Raw genomic sequence first — 17,106 nt, forward strand, 5'->3', positions numbered from 1 at the left:
GGGACGGGCCGGGGGAAGCGGCCGCCATATATGACGGCGGGTGTCAGGTTATGGCCCGAGAGTGCGGTCCATGACGACGCTCGATGCCTCCCGCCCCCTGGCCGCCCCCCTCGCCCCCGGTGCCGCGCCCTTCACCCCCGAGGAGGCCGACCGGCTCGCCCGGCGGCTGGGCGGTCCGGTGTTCCGCCCCGGCGACGACGGCTACGACGCCGAACGCTCCGGCTTCCAGGCCGGGCACCGGCACCGCCCCGCCCTCATCGCCGGGGCCGCGGACGCCGGCGACGTGGCCGCCGCGGTCGCCTTCGCCCGCGCGCACCGGCTGCCGGTCGCGGTCCAGGCCACCGGGCACGGCCTGTCCACCGCCACCGACGGCGGCCTGCTCATCAGCACCCGGCGGATGTCCGGCGTCACCGTGGACCCCGCGACCCGCACCGCGCGGGTCGGCGCGGGCGCCGTCTGGAGCCAGGTCGTCGAGGCCGCCGCCCCCTACGGGCTGGCCCCGCTCAACGGCTCCTCGCCGGGCGTCGGCGTGGTCTCGTACACGCTCGGCGGCGGGGTGGGGCTGCTGGCCCGCACCTACGGGTTCGCCGCCGACCACGTCCGGGCCCTGGACCTGGTCACCGCCGACGCGCGGCGGGTGCGGGTCACCGCCGCCTCCGACCCCGCGCTCTTCCAGGGGCTGCTCGGCGGCGGGCACGGCCTCGGGGTGGTCACCGGGATGGAGTTCGGCCTGGTGCCGGTGGCCCGGCTCTACGGGGGCCAGCTGGTCTTCGGCGCCGACCGGATCGACGAGGCGCTGGCCGCGTACCTGCGCTGGACCGCAACCGTCCCGGACACCCTGACGTCCTCCCTCGCGCTGATCGCCTACCCCGACCTGCCGCAGCTGCCCGCCCCGCTGCGCGGCCGCCATCTGCTCCAGATCCGGATCGCGTTCACCGGCAGCGCCGAGGAGGGCGCGCGGCTGGTGGCGCCGCTGCGCGCGATCGGCCCGGCCGTCAGCGACGACCTGCGCGAGATGCCGTACGCGGAGTCCGCCACCATCCACCGCGACCCGGCCGACCCGCACGCCTACAACGGCGACAACGCGCTGCTGCGCGGGGTGGACGCGGCGGCGCTGCGGCGGGTGGCGGCGCTCACCGGCCCGGCCGCCCCGGTGATGGTGGTGGTCCAGCTCAACCACCTGGGCGGCGCGCTGGCCGCCGGGCCGGACGGCACCGGGGGCGCCACCGGGGTCGGGCACCGGGACGCGCGGTTCGCGCTGCGGGTGCTGTCGCCGCTGGCGGCCGGCGGCGACGGGGACGGCCTGGCGGCCGTCCGGGCGGTGCACGCGGCGGCCCTGGCGGAAGTGGCCCCCTGGCGGCTCGGCCGGAGCGTCAACTTCCTCCTCGGCGAACAGCGCGCCCGGAGCGACGCCGCCGAGGTGGCCCGCAGCACCCACGGCCCCGGGGCGTGGCACCGCCGGGCCGCTCTGAAGGCCGCCCACGACCCGGAGAACGTCTTCCGCTTCCACCCCTACGACGGGGGACCGGAGGCGGACGGCACCGGGACCGCCGGCTGACCACGCCGTTGTCCACAGCCCTTGCGGCGCCCCCACCCCGCGGGGGCAGGCTGGGGGCATGGCTGAGCGCACGGAGACGGAGAAGCGGAGCGGCGGCGGGCCGGAAGCGGCCCGGCAGGCGGCCCGGCGGCAGGACCTGGCGCGCGAACTGGCCGCCGCCGTACGGGGCGAGGTCTCGTCCGCCGCGGCGGACCGCGCGCTGATGACGATGGACGCGTCCAACTACCGCCGGGTGCCGGACGCGGTGGTCGCGCCCCGGGACGCCGAGGACGTCGCCGCGGCGCTGCGGGTGTGCCGCGCCCGCGGCGTGCCGGTCGTCCCGCGCGGCGCCGGCACCAGCATCGCCGGGCAGGCCACCGGCACCGGCGTCGTCCTGGACTTCACCCGCCACATGCGGCGGATCGTCTCCCTGGACCCGGCGGCCCGCACCGCCGTCGTCCAGCCCGGCGTCATCCTGGACGACCTCCGGGCCGCGGCCGCGCCGCACGGCCTGACCTTCGGCCCCGACCCCTCCACCCACAGCCGCTGCACCCTCGGCGGCATGATCGGCAACAACTCCTGCGGCGCCCACTCGGTGGCCTGGGGCACCACGGCCGACAACGTCCGCGCCCTGGACCTGCTGACCTACGGCGGCGAGCTGGTCAGGGCCGGCCGCGGCACCGACCGCGAGGGCCGCCCCACCGGCCTCCCGCCGCGCCTGCGGGACGGCGTCAAGGCCCTGGTGGACGGGGAGTTGGCGCTGCTGCGCACCGGATACCCGGCCGGCCTGCCGCGCCGCATCTCCGGCTACGCCCTGGACGCCCTGCTCCCGGAGGCCGGCACCGACCTCGCCCGGGCCCTCACCGGCAGCGAGGGCACCCTCGGCGTCCTCACCGCGGCCACCGTCCGGCTCGTCGAGGCGCCCGCCGCCCGCGCGCTGGCCGTCCTGGCCTACCCCGACGAGAGCGCCGCCGCCGAGGCCGCGCACGCCCTCCTCGCGCACTCCCCGCTGACCGTCGAGGGCATGGCCGCCGACCTCGTCGGCGCGGGCGCCGCCGGGCTGCCGGAGGGCGGCGCCTGGCTGTTCGCGGAGACCGGCGGGGCGACACCGGCCGAGGCCGCCGCCCGCGGCGAGGCGCTGTGCCGGGCGGCCACCGCCGACGGCGCCACCGGCCACCTCCTGGTCACCGACCCGGCCGGGCAGCGCGCCCTGTGGCGGATCCGCGAGGACGCCTCCGGCACCGCGACCCGGATGCCGGACGGCAGCGAGGCGTGGCCCGGCTGGGAGGACTGCGCCGTCCCCCCGGCCCGACTCGGCCCGTACCTGCGGGACTTCCGCGCCCTGCTCGCCCAGCACGGCCTGCGCGGCACGCCCTACGGCCACTTCGGCGACGGCTGCATCCACGTCCGGATCGACTTCGACCTGCTCACCCCGCCCGGTATCCGCCGCTTCCGGGAGTTCTCCACCGACCTGGCCGCCCTGGTGGTGGCGCACGGCGGCTCGCTCTCCGGCGAGCACGGCGACGGCCAGGCCCGCGCCGAACTCCTCCCCCGGATGTACGGCGGCGAACTGGTCGCCCTCTTCGGCCGGTTCAAGGACCTCTGGGACCCCGCCGCCGGTCTGAACCCCGGCATGCTGGTCCGCCCCCACCGCCTCGACGACAACCTCCGCTTCGCCCCGCTGCCTCCCGGCCCGGTCCCGGTCGCGTTCGGCTATCCGCACGACGGCGGCGACTTCTCCGCCGCCGTCCGCCGCTGCGTCGGCGTCGCCAAGTGCCGTACGGAGCGGCTGCCGACGGGCTCGTCCGACGTGATGTGCCCGTCCTTCCGGGCCACCGGCGAGGAGCGGCACTCCACCCGCGGCCGGGCCCGGCTGCTGCACGAGATGCTGGCCGGCGAGGTGGTCACCGACGGCTGGCGCTCCCCGGAGGTGCGCGACGCGCTCGACCTCTGCCTGTCCTGCAAGGGCTGCCGCAGCGACTGCCCGGTGGGCGTCGACATGGCCACCTACAAGGCGGAGTTCCTGCACCACCACTACGCGGGCCGGCTCCGCCCCGCCGCCCACTACGCCCTGGGCCGCCTGCCGCGGTGGCTGCGGGCCGCCGCCCCCGCCGCGCCGGTCCTCAACGCCCTGGCCCGCACCCCGCTCGCCGCCCTCGCCAAGCGGCTCGCCGGGATCGCGCCGGAGCGGGCGGTCCCGGAGCTGGCGCAGGAGACGTTCCGGCAGTGGTGGTGGCGCCGCCGCCGGGCCGCCGGTCCGGCCGGGGACGGCGCCGGCCCGGTGGTCGTCCTGTGGCCGGACACCTTCACCGACCACCTCTCCCCGGAGGTCGGCCGGGCCGCCGTCCGCGTCCTGGAGGCCGCCGGCCTGCGCCCCCTGCTGCCGCCCACCGCGCCGCTGCCGGCCCGCCCGGCGCCCCCGCGGCCGCACCTGCCCCGCCCCGGCCTGTGCTGCGGTCTGACGTACGTCTCCACCGGCCAGCTCACCCAGGCGCGGGCGGTGATGCGGCGCACCGTCGAGGTGCTGAGCCCGCTGGTCCGGCCCGGCCGCCCGCTGGTCGTCCTGGAGCCGAGCTGCGCCGCGGCGCTCCGCTCGGACCTGCCGGAGCTGCTCGCCGACGACCCCCGGGCGGCCCGCCTCGCCGCCGCCGTCCGCACTTTCGCCGAGGTGCTGGAGGAGCTGGCCCCCGACTGGACCCCGCCGCGCGTCGGCCGCCCGGTCGCCGGCCAGACCCACTGCCACCAGCACGCCGTCCTCGGTGACGCGGCCGACCGCCGGCTGCGCGAACGGGCCGGCCTGGACGGGGCGTTGAGCGGCGGCTGTTGCGGCCTGGCCGGCAACTTCGGCTTCGAACGGGGCCATTACGGCCTCTCCGTGGCCTGTGCCGAGGACCAGCTGCTCCCCGCCGTCCGCCGGGCCGCCCCGGACGCCGAGATCCTCGCCGACGGCTACTCCTGCCGCACCCAGCTCTCCCAGCTCGGTGCCCGCCCCGGCCGCCACCTGGCCCAGGTCCTGGCGGAGGCCCTGGACGCGGCGGAAACGGCGGGGCCGGCCGGCAGGACGGAAACGGCGGACGCGCCGGGGGCGGCAGCGGGGCCGCAGCCCGAAGGCTGACGGCCCCGCCCCACCGTGGTCCCGAAGGGCCCGGCTCGGATCAGGCTGGAGTAGATGTTCCAGCCGTTGCCGAGGTCGACCCGCGCCGTGAACGGGGCGCCGGCCACCCCGGTGCCCGGGTACAGGTACAGCGTGCCGCCGGGGGTCCGGGCGACGATGTCCGCGAGCCCGTCGCCGGTGACGTCACCGGCACCGGCCAGCGCGTCGTACGCGTTCCACCCGGCGCCGGCCTTGACCCGGCTCGCCACCCGCTGCCCCGTGCCCCCGCCCCGGTGGAGGTAGAGGTTCCCCGAACCGCCGCTCTCCCGGGCGCCTGGGGGCACGGAGGGCGAAGCGAGGATCGGCGAAGGAAGCCCGGGGGATGGAGTGTGCAAGCGGTGAGGGAGTGGTGAAGGTGGATTTCGCTGCTCGGACGGATGTCCCCCGCGGCCAGGCTCCGCCCGGCCGAACGCGCCTAAGGGGCCGGGCTGTTGGGCCTCGACGCCTGGCCCATGACCTCGCGGGCCAAGGCTGCCAGCGCCGGGAGGGCGGGGTGGCCCGGGCCGTCGCGCCAGGCGAGGACGACGGGGACGGGCGGGGCGTCGGTCAGGGGGACGTAGGCCATCGCCGGGTGCGGGTGCATGCCGGCGGTGGCGACGGTGGTCACGCCCACCGCGCGGCCGCCGGTGATGGCGGCGATCCAGTCGTCGGTGTTGCCGATGGTCAGGGTGGTGGACGGGCGGGCCGACGGCGGCCAGAGGTCGAGGGTGGTGGTCCCGGAGACCGTGTTGAGGGCGATGGTGCGGTCGGCCAGGTCGGAGAGGGTCAGCGCGGGGCGGTCGGCCAGTGGGTCGTCGGCGGGGAGGCCGGCCACCCGCGGCTCGGTGGTCAGCCGCTCGGTGACCAGGCCGGGGGCGCGGACCTCGCCGCGCAGCAGGGCCGCGTCCACGTCGCCGCGGGCGAGCCCGGCCGTGCGGTCGTCGATGCGGAGCAGTTCGAGCGGGGTCTCCGGGTGCGTCTCGCGCCAGCGGCGCAGCAGCGTCGTGGTGTCCGCCCCGGCCGCCGACCAGGCGTGCCCCAGGCGCAGCGGCCAGCCGGTGCCGCGGCCGTGTTCCAACGCCCGGTCGAAGGCGGCGACCGCGACCGCCGCCCGGTCGCGGAAGGCGTCGCCGTCCGGGGTGAGGGCGAGGTGGTGGGTGGAGCGGTCGACGAGGCGCAGCCCCAGCGCCTCCTCCAGCTGGCGGAGGGTGCGGGAGACGGCGGGCTGGGTGAGGTGGAGGCGTTCGGCGGCGCGGGTCACGCTGAGGGTGTCGGCGATGGCGAGGAAGCAGCGGAAATGGCGCAGCTCAAGGCTCATGCGTGGGGAGCATAACAACCGCGGAAAAGGCATTTCACGTGCGGGAACGCGGGTCGTAGCGTGGCCGTGTGAATCCTTCGTCGTCCGCCTCCGCAGCCGGTTCCCCCGCCGGGTCCACCCCGTCGTCCTCCGCGCCGTCCGCGCCGTCCGCGCCGTCCGCGCCGTCGTCTTCGTCGTCCCCTTCCCGCTCCGACGCGCCGGTGGGCGGGATACCCCGTCCCGTGCCGCCCTCTCCCGAGGTGCTGTCGGCGGAGGCCGGTGCGGCCGGGACCGGGGGGCTCGGGACGGCCGCCGCGCGGACGCGGGGCCGCCTGGTGTCGGTGGCGCTGGTCATCGGCGGGATCGTGTCGCTCCAGTTCGGGGCGTCGGTGGCGGTCCTGCTGTTCCCGCGGGCCGGGGCGCTGGGCGTCGTCACCCTGCGGCTGGTGGTCGCCGCGCTGGTGCTGCTGATCGCCTGCCGGCCGAAGGTCCGCGGCCACACCCGGGGCGACTGGGCCACCGTCGTCGCCTTCGGCGTCGCGCTCGTCGGTATGAACGCGCTCTTCTACCAGGCCCTCGACCGCATCCCGCTCGGCGCCGCGGTCACCCTGGAGTTCCTCGGCCCGCTGATCCTGTCGGTGGCGACCTCCCGGCGGCTGCTGAGCCTGCTGTGGGCGGCGCTGGCCCTGGGCGGCGTGGTGCTGCTGGGACGCGCCGGGTTCGACGGGCTGAACCTCGCCGGCGCCGGGTTCGCGCTCGCCGCCGGCGGGCTGTGGGCCGCGTACATCCTGCTGTCGGCGCGTACCGGCCAGCGGTTCCCGCAGGCGGACGGGCTGGCGCTGGCGATGACGGTGGCCGCGGTCCTGAGCCTGCCGCTGGGCGCGTTCAGCGCGGGCACGGCCCTGCTGGACCCGGTCACGGTGGGCCTGGGCGCGGCGGTCGCCCTGATGTCGTCGGTCCTCCCGTACACCCTGGAGCTCCTCGCGCTGCGCAAGCTCCCGGCCTCCGGCTTCGCGGTGATGATGAGCCTGGAGCCGGCCGCCGCCGCCACGGCCGGGTTCCTGATCCTGCACCAGTTGCTGGGGTGGCCCGAAGTCCTCGCGATCGGCCTGGTGGCGGTCGCCAGCGCCGGGGCGGTACTGAGCGGTGCGCGCCGCTGAGGACGGGTCGCGGGGCAGGGGCTGCCGCGGGGCGGCCGTCCGCCTGCGCGACTCCGAGGACCCCGCCGGCCTCCTCGTCCCCCCGCCCCGCGAGCCGGGCCGCCTTCCTGCGCGAGGGGGTGACGGGGCCGCGCCCGTAGGGCGGTCCCGCGCCGACGTGTCACCGGCGCCGCGTGGCGAAAAATCATGCAGGCGTGCTTGATTGTTTCCGGGGGCGCTGCCACGCTCGGGTCTCGCATCACCGCAGCAGCTGTCAACGTGCCCTGCCCGTAAGGGACATGGGCGTTCCGGCGTGGGATGAGGAGAGCGCGCGATGGCCGATCCGCGGGAGGTTTCCGAGGTCCTGGCGGACCTGCGGGCCGAGGGCGAGGAGCTGGACGGGCTGGTGGCGGGGCTCCCGGAGGGGGAGTGGGCGCGGGCCACGCCGGCCGCCGGGTGGACGGTCGCGCACCAGATCGCGCATCTGCGGTGGACGGACGAGCGGGCCGTGCAGTCGGCCGTCGACCCCGAGGGGTTCGGGCGGGAGGTCCGGGCGGCGCTGGCGTCGCCGGAGACGTTCGTGGACGAGGGGGCCGAGCGCGGGGCGCGGCTGGCGCCCGGTGAGCTGCTGGCCCGGTGGCGGGCGGGCCGGGCGGAGCTGCTGGAGGTGCTGGCCGCGCAGCCGCCGGGCGGCAGACTCCCCTGGTACGGGCTGCCGATGAGCGTGGCGTCGATGGCCACCGGGCGGCTGATGGAGACCTGGGCGCACGGGCAGGACGTGGCGGACGCGCTGGGGGTGCGGCGGGTGCCGACCGCGCGGCTGCGGCACGTGGCCCGGATCGGGGTGCGGGCCCGGGACTACGCGTACGCGGTGCGCGGGCTGACGCCGCCGGGGGAGGAGTTCCGGGTGGAGCTGACCGGCCCCGGTGGCGAGGCGTGGGCGTACGGGCCGGAGGGCGCGGCGCAGCGGGTGAGCGGGCCGGCGCTGGACTTCTGCCTGTTGGTGACGCAGCGGGCGCACCGGGACGACGTGTCCGTCACCGCCGAGGGCGCGGACGCCGACCGGTGGCTGGGCATCGCGCAGTCCTTCGCCGGGCCGGCCGGGCCGGGGCGGGCGCCGGGGCAGGTGCGGCGGTGACGCGGCCGGAGGGCGCGGACATACCGGGGCGGGCGGAGGGCCGGGGGCGCGGCGGCGGCCCACCGCGGGCGGGCGCCGGGCCGTTGCGGATCGGGAACGCGTCAGGGTTCTACGGCGACCGGTTCGACGCCGTGCGGGAGATGCTGACCGGCGGGCCGCTGGACGTGCTGACCGGGGACTACCTCGCCGAACTGACCATGCTCATCCTGGGCCGGGAGCGGCTGAAGGACCCGCGGCGCGGCTACGCCACGACGTTCCTGCGGCAGCTGGAGGAGGGGCTCGGGCTCGCCGCCGACCGCGGCGTCCGGATCGTCACCAACGCGGGCGGGCTGAACCCGGCCGGACTGGCCGATGCCGTACGGGAGTTGGGTGAGCGGGTCGGGGTGCCGGTGCGGGTCGCGCACGTGGAGGGCGACGACCTGGCCGGCCGCGGGTGGGGGCCGGGGGTGCTCACCGCCCACGCGTACCTCGGCGGCGCGGGGATCGCGGCCTGCCTGCGGGCCGGCGCGGACGTCGTGGTGACCGGGCGGGTGACCGACGCGGCCCTGGTCAGCGGGTCGGCCGCGGCGCACTTCGGGTGGCCGGCGGACGCCTACGACCAGTTGGCGGGCGCCGTCGTCGCCGGGCACGTCCTGGAGTGCGGGGCGCAGGCGACGGGCGGGAACTACGCGTTCTTCGAGGAGCACGACGTGCGGCGGCCCGGCTTCCCGCTGGCCGAGGTGGCCGCGGACGGCAGTGCGGTGATCACCAAGCACCCCGGGACCGGCGGTGCGGTCACCATCGGCACGGTCACCGCCCAGCTGCTCTACGAGACCGCCGGCCCGCGCTACCCGGGGCCGGACGTGACCGCACGGCTGGACACCGTACGGCTGGCCGCGGACGGCCCGGACCGGGTGCGGATCAGCGGGGTGCGGGGCGAGGCGCCGCCGGCGACGCTGAAGGTGGGCCTGACCCGGATCGGCGGCTGGCGCAACGAGGTCGTGTTCGTGCTCACCGGCCTGGGCATCGAGGCCAAGGCGGAGCTGGTGCGCGACCAGATGGAGGAGGCGTTCGCGCGGGGCGGGCGCCGGCCGGCCGAGGTGCGGTGGACGCTGGCGCGGACCGACCACCGCGACGCGGCGGTGCAGGAGGAGGCGAGCGCGCTGCTCCGGCTCGTCGTGCGGGACCCCGACCCGGAGGTCGTGGGGCGGGCGGTGAGCGGGGCGGCGGTGGAGCTGGCGCTGGCGAGCTACCCCGGCTTCCACGTGACGGCGCCGCCCGCCAAGGGGGCCCCGTACGGGGTGTTCGAGGCGGTGGCGGTGCCGGCGGCGGAGGTGCCGCAGGTGGCCGTGGGGCCGGACGGGCGGCGGGTGGAGATCCCGGCGCCCGCGGTGCCGGCGGCGGCGTCCGGTGCGGCGCCGCCGGCGGTGGAGCTGCCCGCACCGCTGCCCGCCGGGCCCACCCGGCGCGCTCCCCTGGGGGCCGTCGCCGGGGCCCGCAGCGGGGACAAGGGCGGTGCGGCGAACGTCGGGGTGTGGGCCCGTACGGAGGACGCCTGGCGGTGGCTGGCGCACGCGCTGACGGTCGAGCGGTTCCGCCAACTGCTGCCCGAGACAAGGGAGTTCACCGTGGAGCGGTACGTGCTGCCGCAGCTGCGGGCGCTGAATTTCACCGTGGACGGGCTGCTGGGCGACGGCGTGGCCGCACAGGCGCGGTTCGACCCGCAGGCCAAGGCGCTGGGGGAGTGGCTGCGCGCCCGCGACGTGGAGATACCGGAGGTGCTGCTGTGACCGTGCTGACGAGCGCGCTGGATCCGTCCGGGACCGAGTACGCCGAGCGGCGGGCGGCGATGCTGGCGAAGCTGGACGAGGTGGCCGCCGAGCACGCCAAGGCGCTGGCCGGCGGCGGGGAGAAGTACCTCGCCCGGCACCGGAAGCGCGGCAAACTGGCGGCCCGGGAGCGGATCGAACTGCTGCTGGACCCCGACACCCCGTTCCTGGAGCTGTCGCCGCTGGCCGGCTGGGGCAGCGACTACGCGGTCGGCGCGTCGCTGGTCACCGGCATCGGCGTGATCGAGGGCGTGGAGTGCCTGATCACCGCCAACGACCCGACCGTCCGCGGCGGCGCGAGCAACCCGTGGACGCTGAAGAAGGCGCTGCGGGCCAACGAGATCGCGTACGCCAACCGGCTGCCGGTGGTCAGCCTGGTGGAATCCGGCGGCGCGGACCTGCCCAGCCAGAAGGAGATCTTCATTCCGGGCGGGGCGCTCTTCCGGGACCTGACGCGGCTGTCCGCGGCCGGGATCCCGACGGTGGCGGTGGTCTTCGGGAACTCCACCGCCGGCGGCGCGTACGTGCCCGGCATGTCGGACCACGTGATCATGGTGAAGGAGCGCGCCAAGGTCTTCCTCGGCGGGCCGCCGCTGGTGAAGATGGCGACCGGCGAGGAGAGCGACGACGAGTCGCTGGGCGGCGCGGAGATGCACGCCCGCACCTCGGGCCTGGCCGACCACTTCGCCGTGGACGAGCCGGACGCGCTGCGGCAGGCCCGCCGGGTGGTGGCCCGCCTCAACCACCGCAAGGCGCACCCCGACCCGGGCCCGGCCGCGCCCCCGGCGTACGACGAGGAGGAGCTGCTCGGGATCGTCCCCGGCGACCTCAAGACGCCGTTCGACCCGCGGGAGGTCATCGCCCGGATCGTGGACGGCTCGGACTTCGACGCGTTCAAACCGCTCTACGGGACGAGTCTGACCACCGGCTGGGCCCGCCTGCACGGCTATCCGGTGGGGATCCTCGCCAATGCCCGGGGCGTGCTGTTCAGCGCCGAGTCCCAGAAGGCCGCGCAGTTCATCCAGCTGGCCAACCAGCGGGACATCCCGCTGCTCTTCCTGCACAACACCACCGGCTACATGGTCGGCAAGGAGTACGAGCAGGGCGGCATCATCAAGCACGGCGCGATGATGATCAACGCGGTGGCCAACTCCCGGGTGCCGCACCTCTCGGTCCTCATGGGCGCGTCCTACGGCGCCGGGCACTACGGGATGTGCGGACGGGCCTACGACCCCCGGTTCCTGTTCGCCTGGCCGAGCGCCAAGTCGGCGGTGATGGGGCCGCAGCAGCTCGCCGGGGTGCTCTCCCTCGTGGCGCGCGCCTCCGCGGCCGCCAAGGGGCAGCCGTACGACGAGGACGGGGACGCGGCGCTGCGCGCCGTGGTGGAGCAGCAGATCGAGGCCGAGTCGCTGCCGGTGTTCCTGTCCGGGCGGCTGTACGACGACGGGGTCATCGACCCGCGCGACACCCGCACCGTCCTCGGCCTGTGCCTGTCCGCCGTCCACACCGCGCCCGTGGAGGGCGCGCGGGGCGGCTTCGGCGTCTTCCGGATGTGAGGGGGAGGTTCTCACGTGACAGCGATCCATTCCGGGCCCGGGACCGCGGACGGTGCCGACGGCGGCGCCGGTGCCGGGGCCCCCGTGGAGATCCGCTCGGTGCTCGTCGCCAACCGGGGGGAGATCGCCCGCCGGATCTTCCGCACCTGCCGCGAACTGGGCGTGGCCACCGTGGCCGTGCACTCCGACGCGGACGCGGACGCCGCCCACGTACGGGAGGCGGACGGCGCCGTCCGGCTGCCGGGCGACGCGCCGGCCGACACCTACCTGCGCGGCGACCTGATCGTCGAGGCGGCGCGGGCGGCCGGCGCGGACGCGGTCCACCCCGGTTACGGGTTCCTGTCCGAGAGCGCCGCGTTCGCCGCCGCGGTGGCCGGGGCGGGCCTGGTGTGGATCGGGCCGCCGCCCGCCGCGATCGAGGCGATGGCCTCCAAGACCCGGGCCAAGGAGCTGATGGCGGCGGCCGGGGTGCCGCTGCTGGCACCGGTCGACCCGGCCGCGGCCACCGCCGCGGACCTGCCGCTGCTGGTGAAGGCGGCGGCCGGCGGCGGCGGACGCGGGATGCGGATCGTCCGCGAACTGGCGGAGCTGGACGGCGCGTTGGCGTCGGCACGGGCCGAGGCGGCGGCCGCCTTCGGGGACGGTGAGGTCTTCGCCGAGCCCTACGTGGAGGGCGGCCGCCACGTCGAGGTGCAGGTCCTCGCCGACGCGCACGGCACGGTCTGGACGCTCGGCACCCGGGACTGCTCGCTCCAGCGCCGCCACCAGAAGGTCATCGAGGAGGCCCCGGCCCCCGGGCTGCCGGCCGCGCTCCGGGATGCCCTGCACCGGGCCGCCGCCCAGGCGGCGCGGGCCATCGGCTACCGGGGCGCGGGCACCGTCGAGTTCCTGGTCTCGGCGGACGGCCGGGCGCACTTCCTGGAGATGAACACCCGGCTCCAGGTGGAGCACCCGGTCACCGAGGAGATCTACCGGATCGACCTGGTGGCCCTCCAGCTCGCCGTCGCCGAGGGCCGCCCGCTGCCGGCCGCGCTGCCCGCACCGCACGGCCACGCGGTGGAGGCCCGGCTCTACGCGGAGGACCCGGCGGCCGGCTGGCAGCCGCAGACCGGCACCGTGCACCGGCTGGCCGTCCCCGGCGGCGTCCGGCTGGACTCCGGCGTGACCGACGGCGACACCGTCACCGTCCACTACGACCCGATGCTCGCCAAGGTCATCGCCTGGGCCCCCACCCGCGCCGAGGCCGTCCGGAAACTGGCCGGCGCCCTGGAACGGGCCCGCATCCACGGCCCGGCCACCAACCGCGAGCTGCTGGTCCGCTCGCTGCGCCACCCGGAGTTCGCCGGCGCCACCGGTCTGGACACCGGCTTCTACGACCGCCACCTGGCCACCCTGGCCGGGCCCGGCACGTCCGGCGACGCGCTGTCCGCGCTGGCCGCCGCGCTCGCCGACGCGCACGGCCGGTCCCGGTTCGGCGGCTTCCGCAACCTCCCCTCCGGCCCGCAGCACAAGCGCTACGCCCGCGGCGACACCGTCCACGAGGTCCGCTACCGGCTCGGGCGCGACGGGCTGACCGCCGAGGACTTCCCCGGCGTCCGGCTGCTCGCCCTGGCCGCCGACGCGGTGGTGCTGGAGGTGGACGGGGTGCGCCGGCACTTCGCGGTCGCCCGCTACGGGGACCGGGTGCACGTCGACTCGCCCCTGGGGGCGTGCGCCCTCACCGCGCTGCCCCGCTTCCCCGACCCCGCCGCCCGTACGGAGCCCGGTTCGCTGCTCGCCCCGATGCCCGGCACGGTCGTCCGGGTCGCGGACGGGCTCGCCGAGGGCGACCGGGTGGCCGCCGGGGCGCCGCTGCTGTGGCTGGAGGCCATGAAGATGGAGCACCGGATCACCGCACCCGCCGCCGGCACCCTGACCGCCCTGCCCGTCCGACCGGGCCAGCAGGTCGAGGTGGGCACCCTGCTCGCCGTCGTCACCGCCTGACGCGGGCCGGCGCCCGCGCCGGCCCGCCGCCCGTCCGCTCGGCCCGCACGCACCCGCCGCACCCACCCACCCGCACCGGGAGCCGCCATGAGCCACGCCCTGAGCAACGCCGTGATCGAGTCCGAGGAACACCGCGCCCTGCGCGCCGCCGTCGCCGCGCTCGGCAAGCGCTACGGCCGGGAGTACTTCACCGCCGCCGTCGCCGACGGCAGGCACACCGACGAACTGTGGCGGGAGGCCGCCAAGGCCGGCTACCTGGGCGTCAACCTCCCCGAGGAATACGGGGGCGGCGGCGCCGGCATCACCGAACTGGCCCTCGTGCTGGAGGAGTTGGGGGCGGCCGGCTGCCCGCTGCTGATGCTGGTGGTCTCCCCGGCGATCTGCGGGACGGTCATCGCCCGCTTCGGCACCGAGGAGCAGAAGCGCACCTGGCTGCCGGGGCTCGCCGACGGCAGCCGCACCATGGCCTTCGGCATCACCGAACCGGACGCCGGCTCCAACTCCCACCGCATCACCACCACCGCCCGCCGGGACGGCGGCGACTGGGTCCTCAACGGGCGGAAGGTCTTCGTCTCCGGCGTGGACATCGCCGAGGTGACGCTGATCGTCGGCCGTACCGAGGACGCCCGTACCGGCAAGCTCAAGCCGTGCCTGTTCCTCGTCCCGCGCGACGCGCCCGGCTTCGGCCGCAGCCCGATCCCGATGGAACTGGCCGCCCCGGAGAAGCAGTTCGAACTGACCCTGGACGACGTGCGGCTGCCCGCCGACGCCCTCGTGGGCGACGAGGACGCCGGGCTCCTCCAGCTCTTCGCCGGCCTCAACCCCGAACGGATCATGACCGCCGCGTTCGCCCTCGGCATGGGCCGCTACGCGCTGGACCGGGCCGTCGACTACGCCCGCACCCGCCAGGTCTGGAAGGAGCCGATCGGCGCCCACCAGGCCCTCGCCCACCCGCTCGCCCAGTGCCACATCGAACTGGAACTGGCCGGGCTGATGATGCGCAAGGCGGCGCTGCTGTACGACGCGGGCGACGACCTGGCCGCCGGCGAGGCCGCCAACATGGCCAAGTACGCGGCCGGCGAGGCCGCCGTGCACACCGTGGACCAGGCCGTGCACACCCTGGGCGGCAACGGCCTGACCCGTGAATACGGGCTGGCGTCCCTGGTCACCGCCGCCCGGGTGGCCCGGATCGCCCCGGTCAGCCGGGAGATGATCCTCAACTACGTCTCCCACCGGTCGCTGGGGCTGCCGAAGTCGTACTGAGCCCCCGCACGGTCCGCGGAGCCCGCGGGGCCCGGCGCCGACCGACGCCCCGGCCCACCGGCCCGGCCCACCGGCGCCCCCGGGCCCCGCACCCGGGAAGGAACACCCACCCCGAGCAGCCCGCCCCAGCCCCCAGCCCCACGGAGGGTCCCCATGGTCCCCCGCACCTCCCCCTCGTCCCCCGGGTACCGCGTCGTCCGCAGCCGCTACCCCGCCGTCGCCCCCGTGGACCTGCCCCTCCACGAGGCCGTCCTCGGGCGGGCCGCCGCGTACGGCGACCGGCCCGCGCTGATCGACGCCCGCACCGGCAGCACGCTCGGCCACGCCCGGCTCGACCACCTCACCCGCCGCCTCGCCCGCGAGGTCATCGCCTACGTTGCGAGCCGAGTCGCCCCCTACAAGAAGGTGCGCCGCGTGGAATTCGTCGACCACGTACCGCGCGCCACCACCGGAAAGATCCTGCGGCGCGAACTGCGCGCCAGGGAAAGGAGTTCGACGGCCCGATGACGTACGTGGAGCGCGCCCACGAGCGCGGCATCACCACCCTCACCCTCAACTCCCCCCACAACCGCAACGCGCTCTCCACCCGCCTGGTCACCGCACTGCACCGGGCCTTCGCGGCCGCGGCCGCCGACGACACCGTCCGGGCCGTGGTGCTCACCCACACCGGCAGCACGTTCTGCGCCGGCGCGGACCTCTCCGAGGCCGCCTCGGGCGCCGCCACCGACGGTCCCCTGGGGCTCGCCCGGCTGCTGCGCGCCCTGGTGGAACTCCCCAAGCCGGTCGTGGCCCGGGTCACCGGCCACGTCCGGGCCGGCGGCCTCGGCCTGCTCGGCGCCTGCGACCTCTCCGTCGCCGGCCCCGGGGCCACGTTCGCCTTCACCGAGGCCCGGCTCGGCCTCGCCCCCGCCGTGATCTCGCTGCCCCTGCTGCCCCGGCTGGACCCGCGTGCCGCCGCCCGCTACTACCTCACCGGCGAGACGTTCGGACCGGCCGAGGCGGCCCGGATCGGCCTGGTCACGCTCGCCGCCGACGACGCCGACACCGGCCTCGCGCCGCTCCTCGACGGGCTCCGCAAGGGCTCCCCGCAGGGCCTGGCCGAATCCAAGAAGCTGGTGACGGCCGGGGTGCTGGCCGCCTTCGACCGCGACACCGACGCGTTCGCCGAACGGTCCGCGCGGCTCTTCGCCTCCGCCGAGGCCCGCGAGGGCATGACCGCCTTCCTGGAGCGACGGGACCCGGCATGGGTGCGCTGACGCCGGCCCGCGGCACCGGACCGGCCCCGGCGGCCCGCGCGGCCAAGGAGCCCCGGCAGGAACGCAGCCGCGCCACCCGGCTCGCGCTCCTGGAGGCCGCCGTCGCGTGCCTGGCCGAACGCGGCTGGGGCGGCAGCACGGTCGCCGTCGTCGCCGAACGGGCCGGCGTGACCCGCGGCGCCGCCCAGCACCACTTCCGGACCCGCGAGGACCTGTTCACGGCCGCCGTGGAGCACGTCGCGGAGAAGCGCCGGGGCGCGCTGAAGGCGATGGCGCGCCAGCTGCCGCCCCCGGGCTCGCCCGCCCGCACCCGCATCGTCGTCGAGGAACTCGTCGGCCTCTACACCGGCCCGCTGTTCCGCGCCGCGCTCCACCTGTGGGTCGCCGCCTCCGACGAGGAGCAGCTCCGCGAACGCGTCACCGCCCTGGAGGCCCGGGTCGGCCGCGAGGCGCACCGCACGGCCGTGGCGCTCCTGGGCGCCGACGAGTCCGTCCCCGGCGTCCGGGAAACCGTCCAGGGCCTCCTGGACATGGCCCGCGGCCTGGGCCTGGCCACCCTCCTGACCGACGACTCGGCCCGTCGGGGGCGGGTGGTCGCGCAGTGGGCTGGGATCCTCGATGCGGTGTCACGCGGGGCGTGACGTTTTTCTCCCACGTTGTTGGGTTTCCCGCCGTGCGGGGTGCTGTTGTTCCCCGCTTCGCGGGGTGGGGTCCGCTGAGCGGGGCTGTTCGGCAGCGGTGCCGGGGGTGTGGGGTGGGGGTGAGCCGGACTGCTTCGCTTTACGTCCGGCTCACCCCCACCCCACACCCCCGTCCCCTCCCGAGGGTGGTCATTGAAAAACGGTGGTCGGGGGCTGGTGCCGGTGGTCTCCTGCGGGTCGTCGTCGATGGGCGGGCGCTCACCGCAACCGACAACCCGCACCAACCCACCCACGTCAGCCCCCACCCACCTGATAACTGACCCCAACGGGAGGGGACGGGCCGGAGGGGGTGGTG

The 17,106-nt window shown here is 76.8% G+C and carries 12 protein-coding genes; 11 read left to right on the plus strand and 1 reads right to left on the minus strand.

What is annotated here, in order from left to right; translation table 11 throughout:
* The first annotated feature begins 70 nt into the window (after nucleotides 1-70).
* Both MUU72_RS31400 and MUU72_RS31405 read left to right on the plus strand, forming a co-directional pair.
* Nucleotides 71-1,558 carry an FAD-binding oxidoreductase gene (locus tag MUU72_RS31400; RefSeq protein WP_248016830.1) on the plus strand — a complete coding sequence of 496 codons (1,488 nt, stop codon included), beginning with the start codon at nucleotides 71-73 and terminating at the stop codon, nucleotides 1,556-1,558.
* A gap of 58 nt (nucleotides 1,559-1,616) precedes the next feature.
* Nucleotides 1,617-4,652: an FAD-binding and (Fe-S)-binding domain-containing protein gene (locus MUU72_RS31405; protein ID WP_248016831.1), complete on the plus strand. Its 3,036-nt coding sequence runs from the start codon at nucleotides 1,617-1,619 to the stop codon at nucleotides 4,650-4,652.
* A 454-nt stretch (nucleotides 4,653-5,106) separates the two neighbouring features.
* Here MUU72_RS31405 and MUU72_RS31410 read toward each other — a convergent pair whose 3' ends face one another.
* Nucleotides 5,107-5,988, minus strand: a complete 882-nt coding sequence (locus MUU72_RS31410) for a LysR family transcriptional regulator (RefSeq protein WP_248016832.1) — start codon at nucleotides 5,986-5,988, stop codon at nucleotides 5,107-5,109.
* A gap of 221 nt (nucleotides 5,989-6,209) precedes the next feature.
* Here MUU72_RS31410 and MUU72_RS31415 point away from each other — a divergent pair, with 221 nt between their 5' ends.
* The 9 genes from MUU72_RS31415 to MUU72_RS31455 all read left to right on the plus strand — a co-directional run bounded on the left by MUU72_RS31415 (nucleotide 6,210) and on the right by MUU72_RS31455 (nucleotide 16,751).
* Nucleotides 6,210-7,127, plus strand: a complete 918-nt coding sequence (locus MUU72_RS31415; protein ID WP_248016833.1) for an EamA family transporter — start codon at nucleotides 6,210-6,212, stop codon at nucleotides 7,125-7,127.
* 313 nt (nucleotides 7,128-7,440) lie between these two features.
* The gene (locus MUU72_RS31420) at nucleotides 7,441-8,244 is read left to right on the plus strand and encodes a TIGR03084 family metal-binding protein (RefSeq protein ID WP_248016834.1); all 804 of its coding nucleotides are present in this window, start codon (nucleotides 7,441-7,443) and stop codon (nucleotides 8,242-8,244) included.
* A 20-nt stretch (nucleotides 8,245-8,264) separates the two neighbouring features.
* A complete protein-coding gene (locus MUU72_RS31425; RefSeq protein WP_372503280.1) occupies nucleotides 8,265-10,013 on the plus strand; it encodes an acyclic terpene utilization AtuA family protein in 1,749 nt (582 codons plus the stop codon).
* Nucleotides 10,010-11,608 carry an acyl-CoA carboxylase subunit beta gene (locus MUU72_RS31430; protein ID WP_248016835.1) on the plus strand — a complete coding sequence of 533 codons (1,599 nt, stop codon included), beginning with the start codon at nucleotides 10,010-10,012 and terminating at the stop codon, nucleotides 11,606-11,608. Before MUU72_RS31425 ends, MUU72_RS31430 begins: the two co-directional genes overlap by 4 nt.
* Before the next feature lie 84 nt (nucleotides 11,609-11,692).
* The gene (locus MUU72_RS31435; protein WP_248016844.1) at nucleotides 11,693-13,591 is read left to right on the plus strand and encodes an acetyl/propionyl/methylcrotonyl-CoA carboxylase subunit alpha; all 1,899 of its coding nucleotides are present in this window, start codon (nucleotides 11,693-11,695) and stop codon (nucleotides 13,589-13,591) included.
* An 87-nt stretch (nucleotides 13,592-13,678) separates the two neighbouring features.
* Nucleotides 13,679-14,854, plus strand: a complete 1,176-nt coding sequence (locus MUU72_RS31440; RefSeq protein ID WP_248016836.1) for an acyl-CoA dehydrogenase family protein — start codon at nucleotides 13,679-13,681, stop codon at nucleotides 14,852-14,854.
* A gap of 153 nt (nucleotides 14,855-15,007) precedes the next feature.
* A complete protein-coding gene (locus tag MUU72_RS31445; RefSeq protein WP_248016837.1) occupies nucleotides 15,008-15,361 on the plus strand; it encodes an AMP-binding enzyme in 354 nt (117 codons plus the stop codon).
* Entirely contained in the window at nucleotides 15,358-16,110 is a 753-nt protein-coding gene (locus tag MUU72_RS31450; protein ID WP_248016838.1) for an enoyl-CoA hydratase family protein, read from the plus strand. The genes MUU72_RS31445 and MUU72_RS31450 overlap by 4 nt, the downstream gene beginning before the upstream one ends.
* Nucleotides 16,098-16,751 carry a TetR/AcrR family transcriptional regulator gene (locus MUU72_RS31455; protein ID WP_248016839.1) on the plus strand — a complete coding sequence of 218 codons (654 nt, stop codon included), beginning with the start codon at nucleotides 16,098-16,100 and terminating at the stop codon, nucleotides 16,749-16,751. The genes MUU72_RS31450 and MUU72_RS31455 overlap by 13 nt, the downstream gene beginning before the upstream one ends.
* Nucleotides 16,752-17,106: the final 355 nt, after the last annotated feature.

This window comes from Streptomyces rhizoryzae (assembly GCF_023155275.1).
GTDB lineage: Bacteria > Actinomycetota > Actinomycetes > Streptomycetales > Streptomycetaceae > Streptomyces > Streptomyces rhizoryzae.

What these genes read in the sequence shown, in the direction of transcription:
- MUU72_RS31400 (WP_248016830.1), top strand. Translation starts at nt 71, where the DNA reads ATGACGACGCTCGATGCCTCCCGCCCCCTGGCCGCCCCCCTCGCCCCC.
- MUU72_RS31405 (WP_248016831.1), top strand. Translation starts at nt 1,617, where the DNA reads ATGGCTGAGCGCACGGAGACGGAGAAGCGGAGCGGCGGCGGGCCGGAA.
- MUU72_RS31410 (WP_248016832.1), bottom strand. Translation starts at nt 5,988, where the DNA reads ATGAGCCTTGAGCTGCGCCATTTCCGCTGCTTCCTCGCCATCGCCGAC.
- MUU72_RS31420 (WP_248016834.1), top strand. Translation starts at nt 7,441, where the DNA reads ATGGCCGATCCGCGGGAGGTTTCCGAGGTCCTGGCGGACCTGCGGGCC.
- MUU72_RS31440 (WP_248016836.1), top strand. Translation starts at nt 13,679, where the DNA reads ATGAGCCACGCCCTGAGCAACGCCGTGATCGAGTCCGAGGAACACCGC.
- MUU72_RS31445 (WP_248016837.1), top strand. Translation starts at nt 15,008, where the DNA reads ATGGTCCCCCGCACCTCCCCCTCGTCCCCCGGGTACCGCGTCGTCCGC.
- MUU72_RS31450 (WP_248016838.1), top strand. Translation starts at nt 15,358, where the DNA reads ATGACGTACGTGGAGCGCGCCCACGAGCGCGGCATCACCACCCTCACC.
- MUU72_RS31455 (WP_248016839.1), top strand. Translation starts at nt 16,098, where the DNA reads ATGGGTGCGCTGACGCCGGCCCGCGGCACCGGACCGGCCCCGGCGGCC.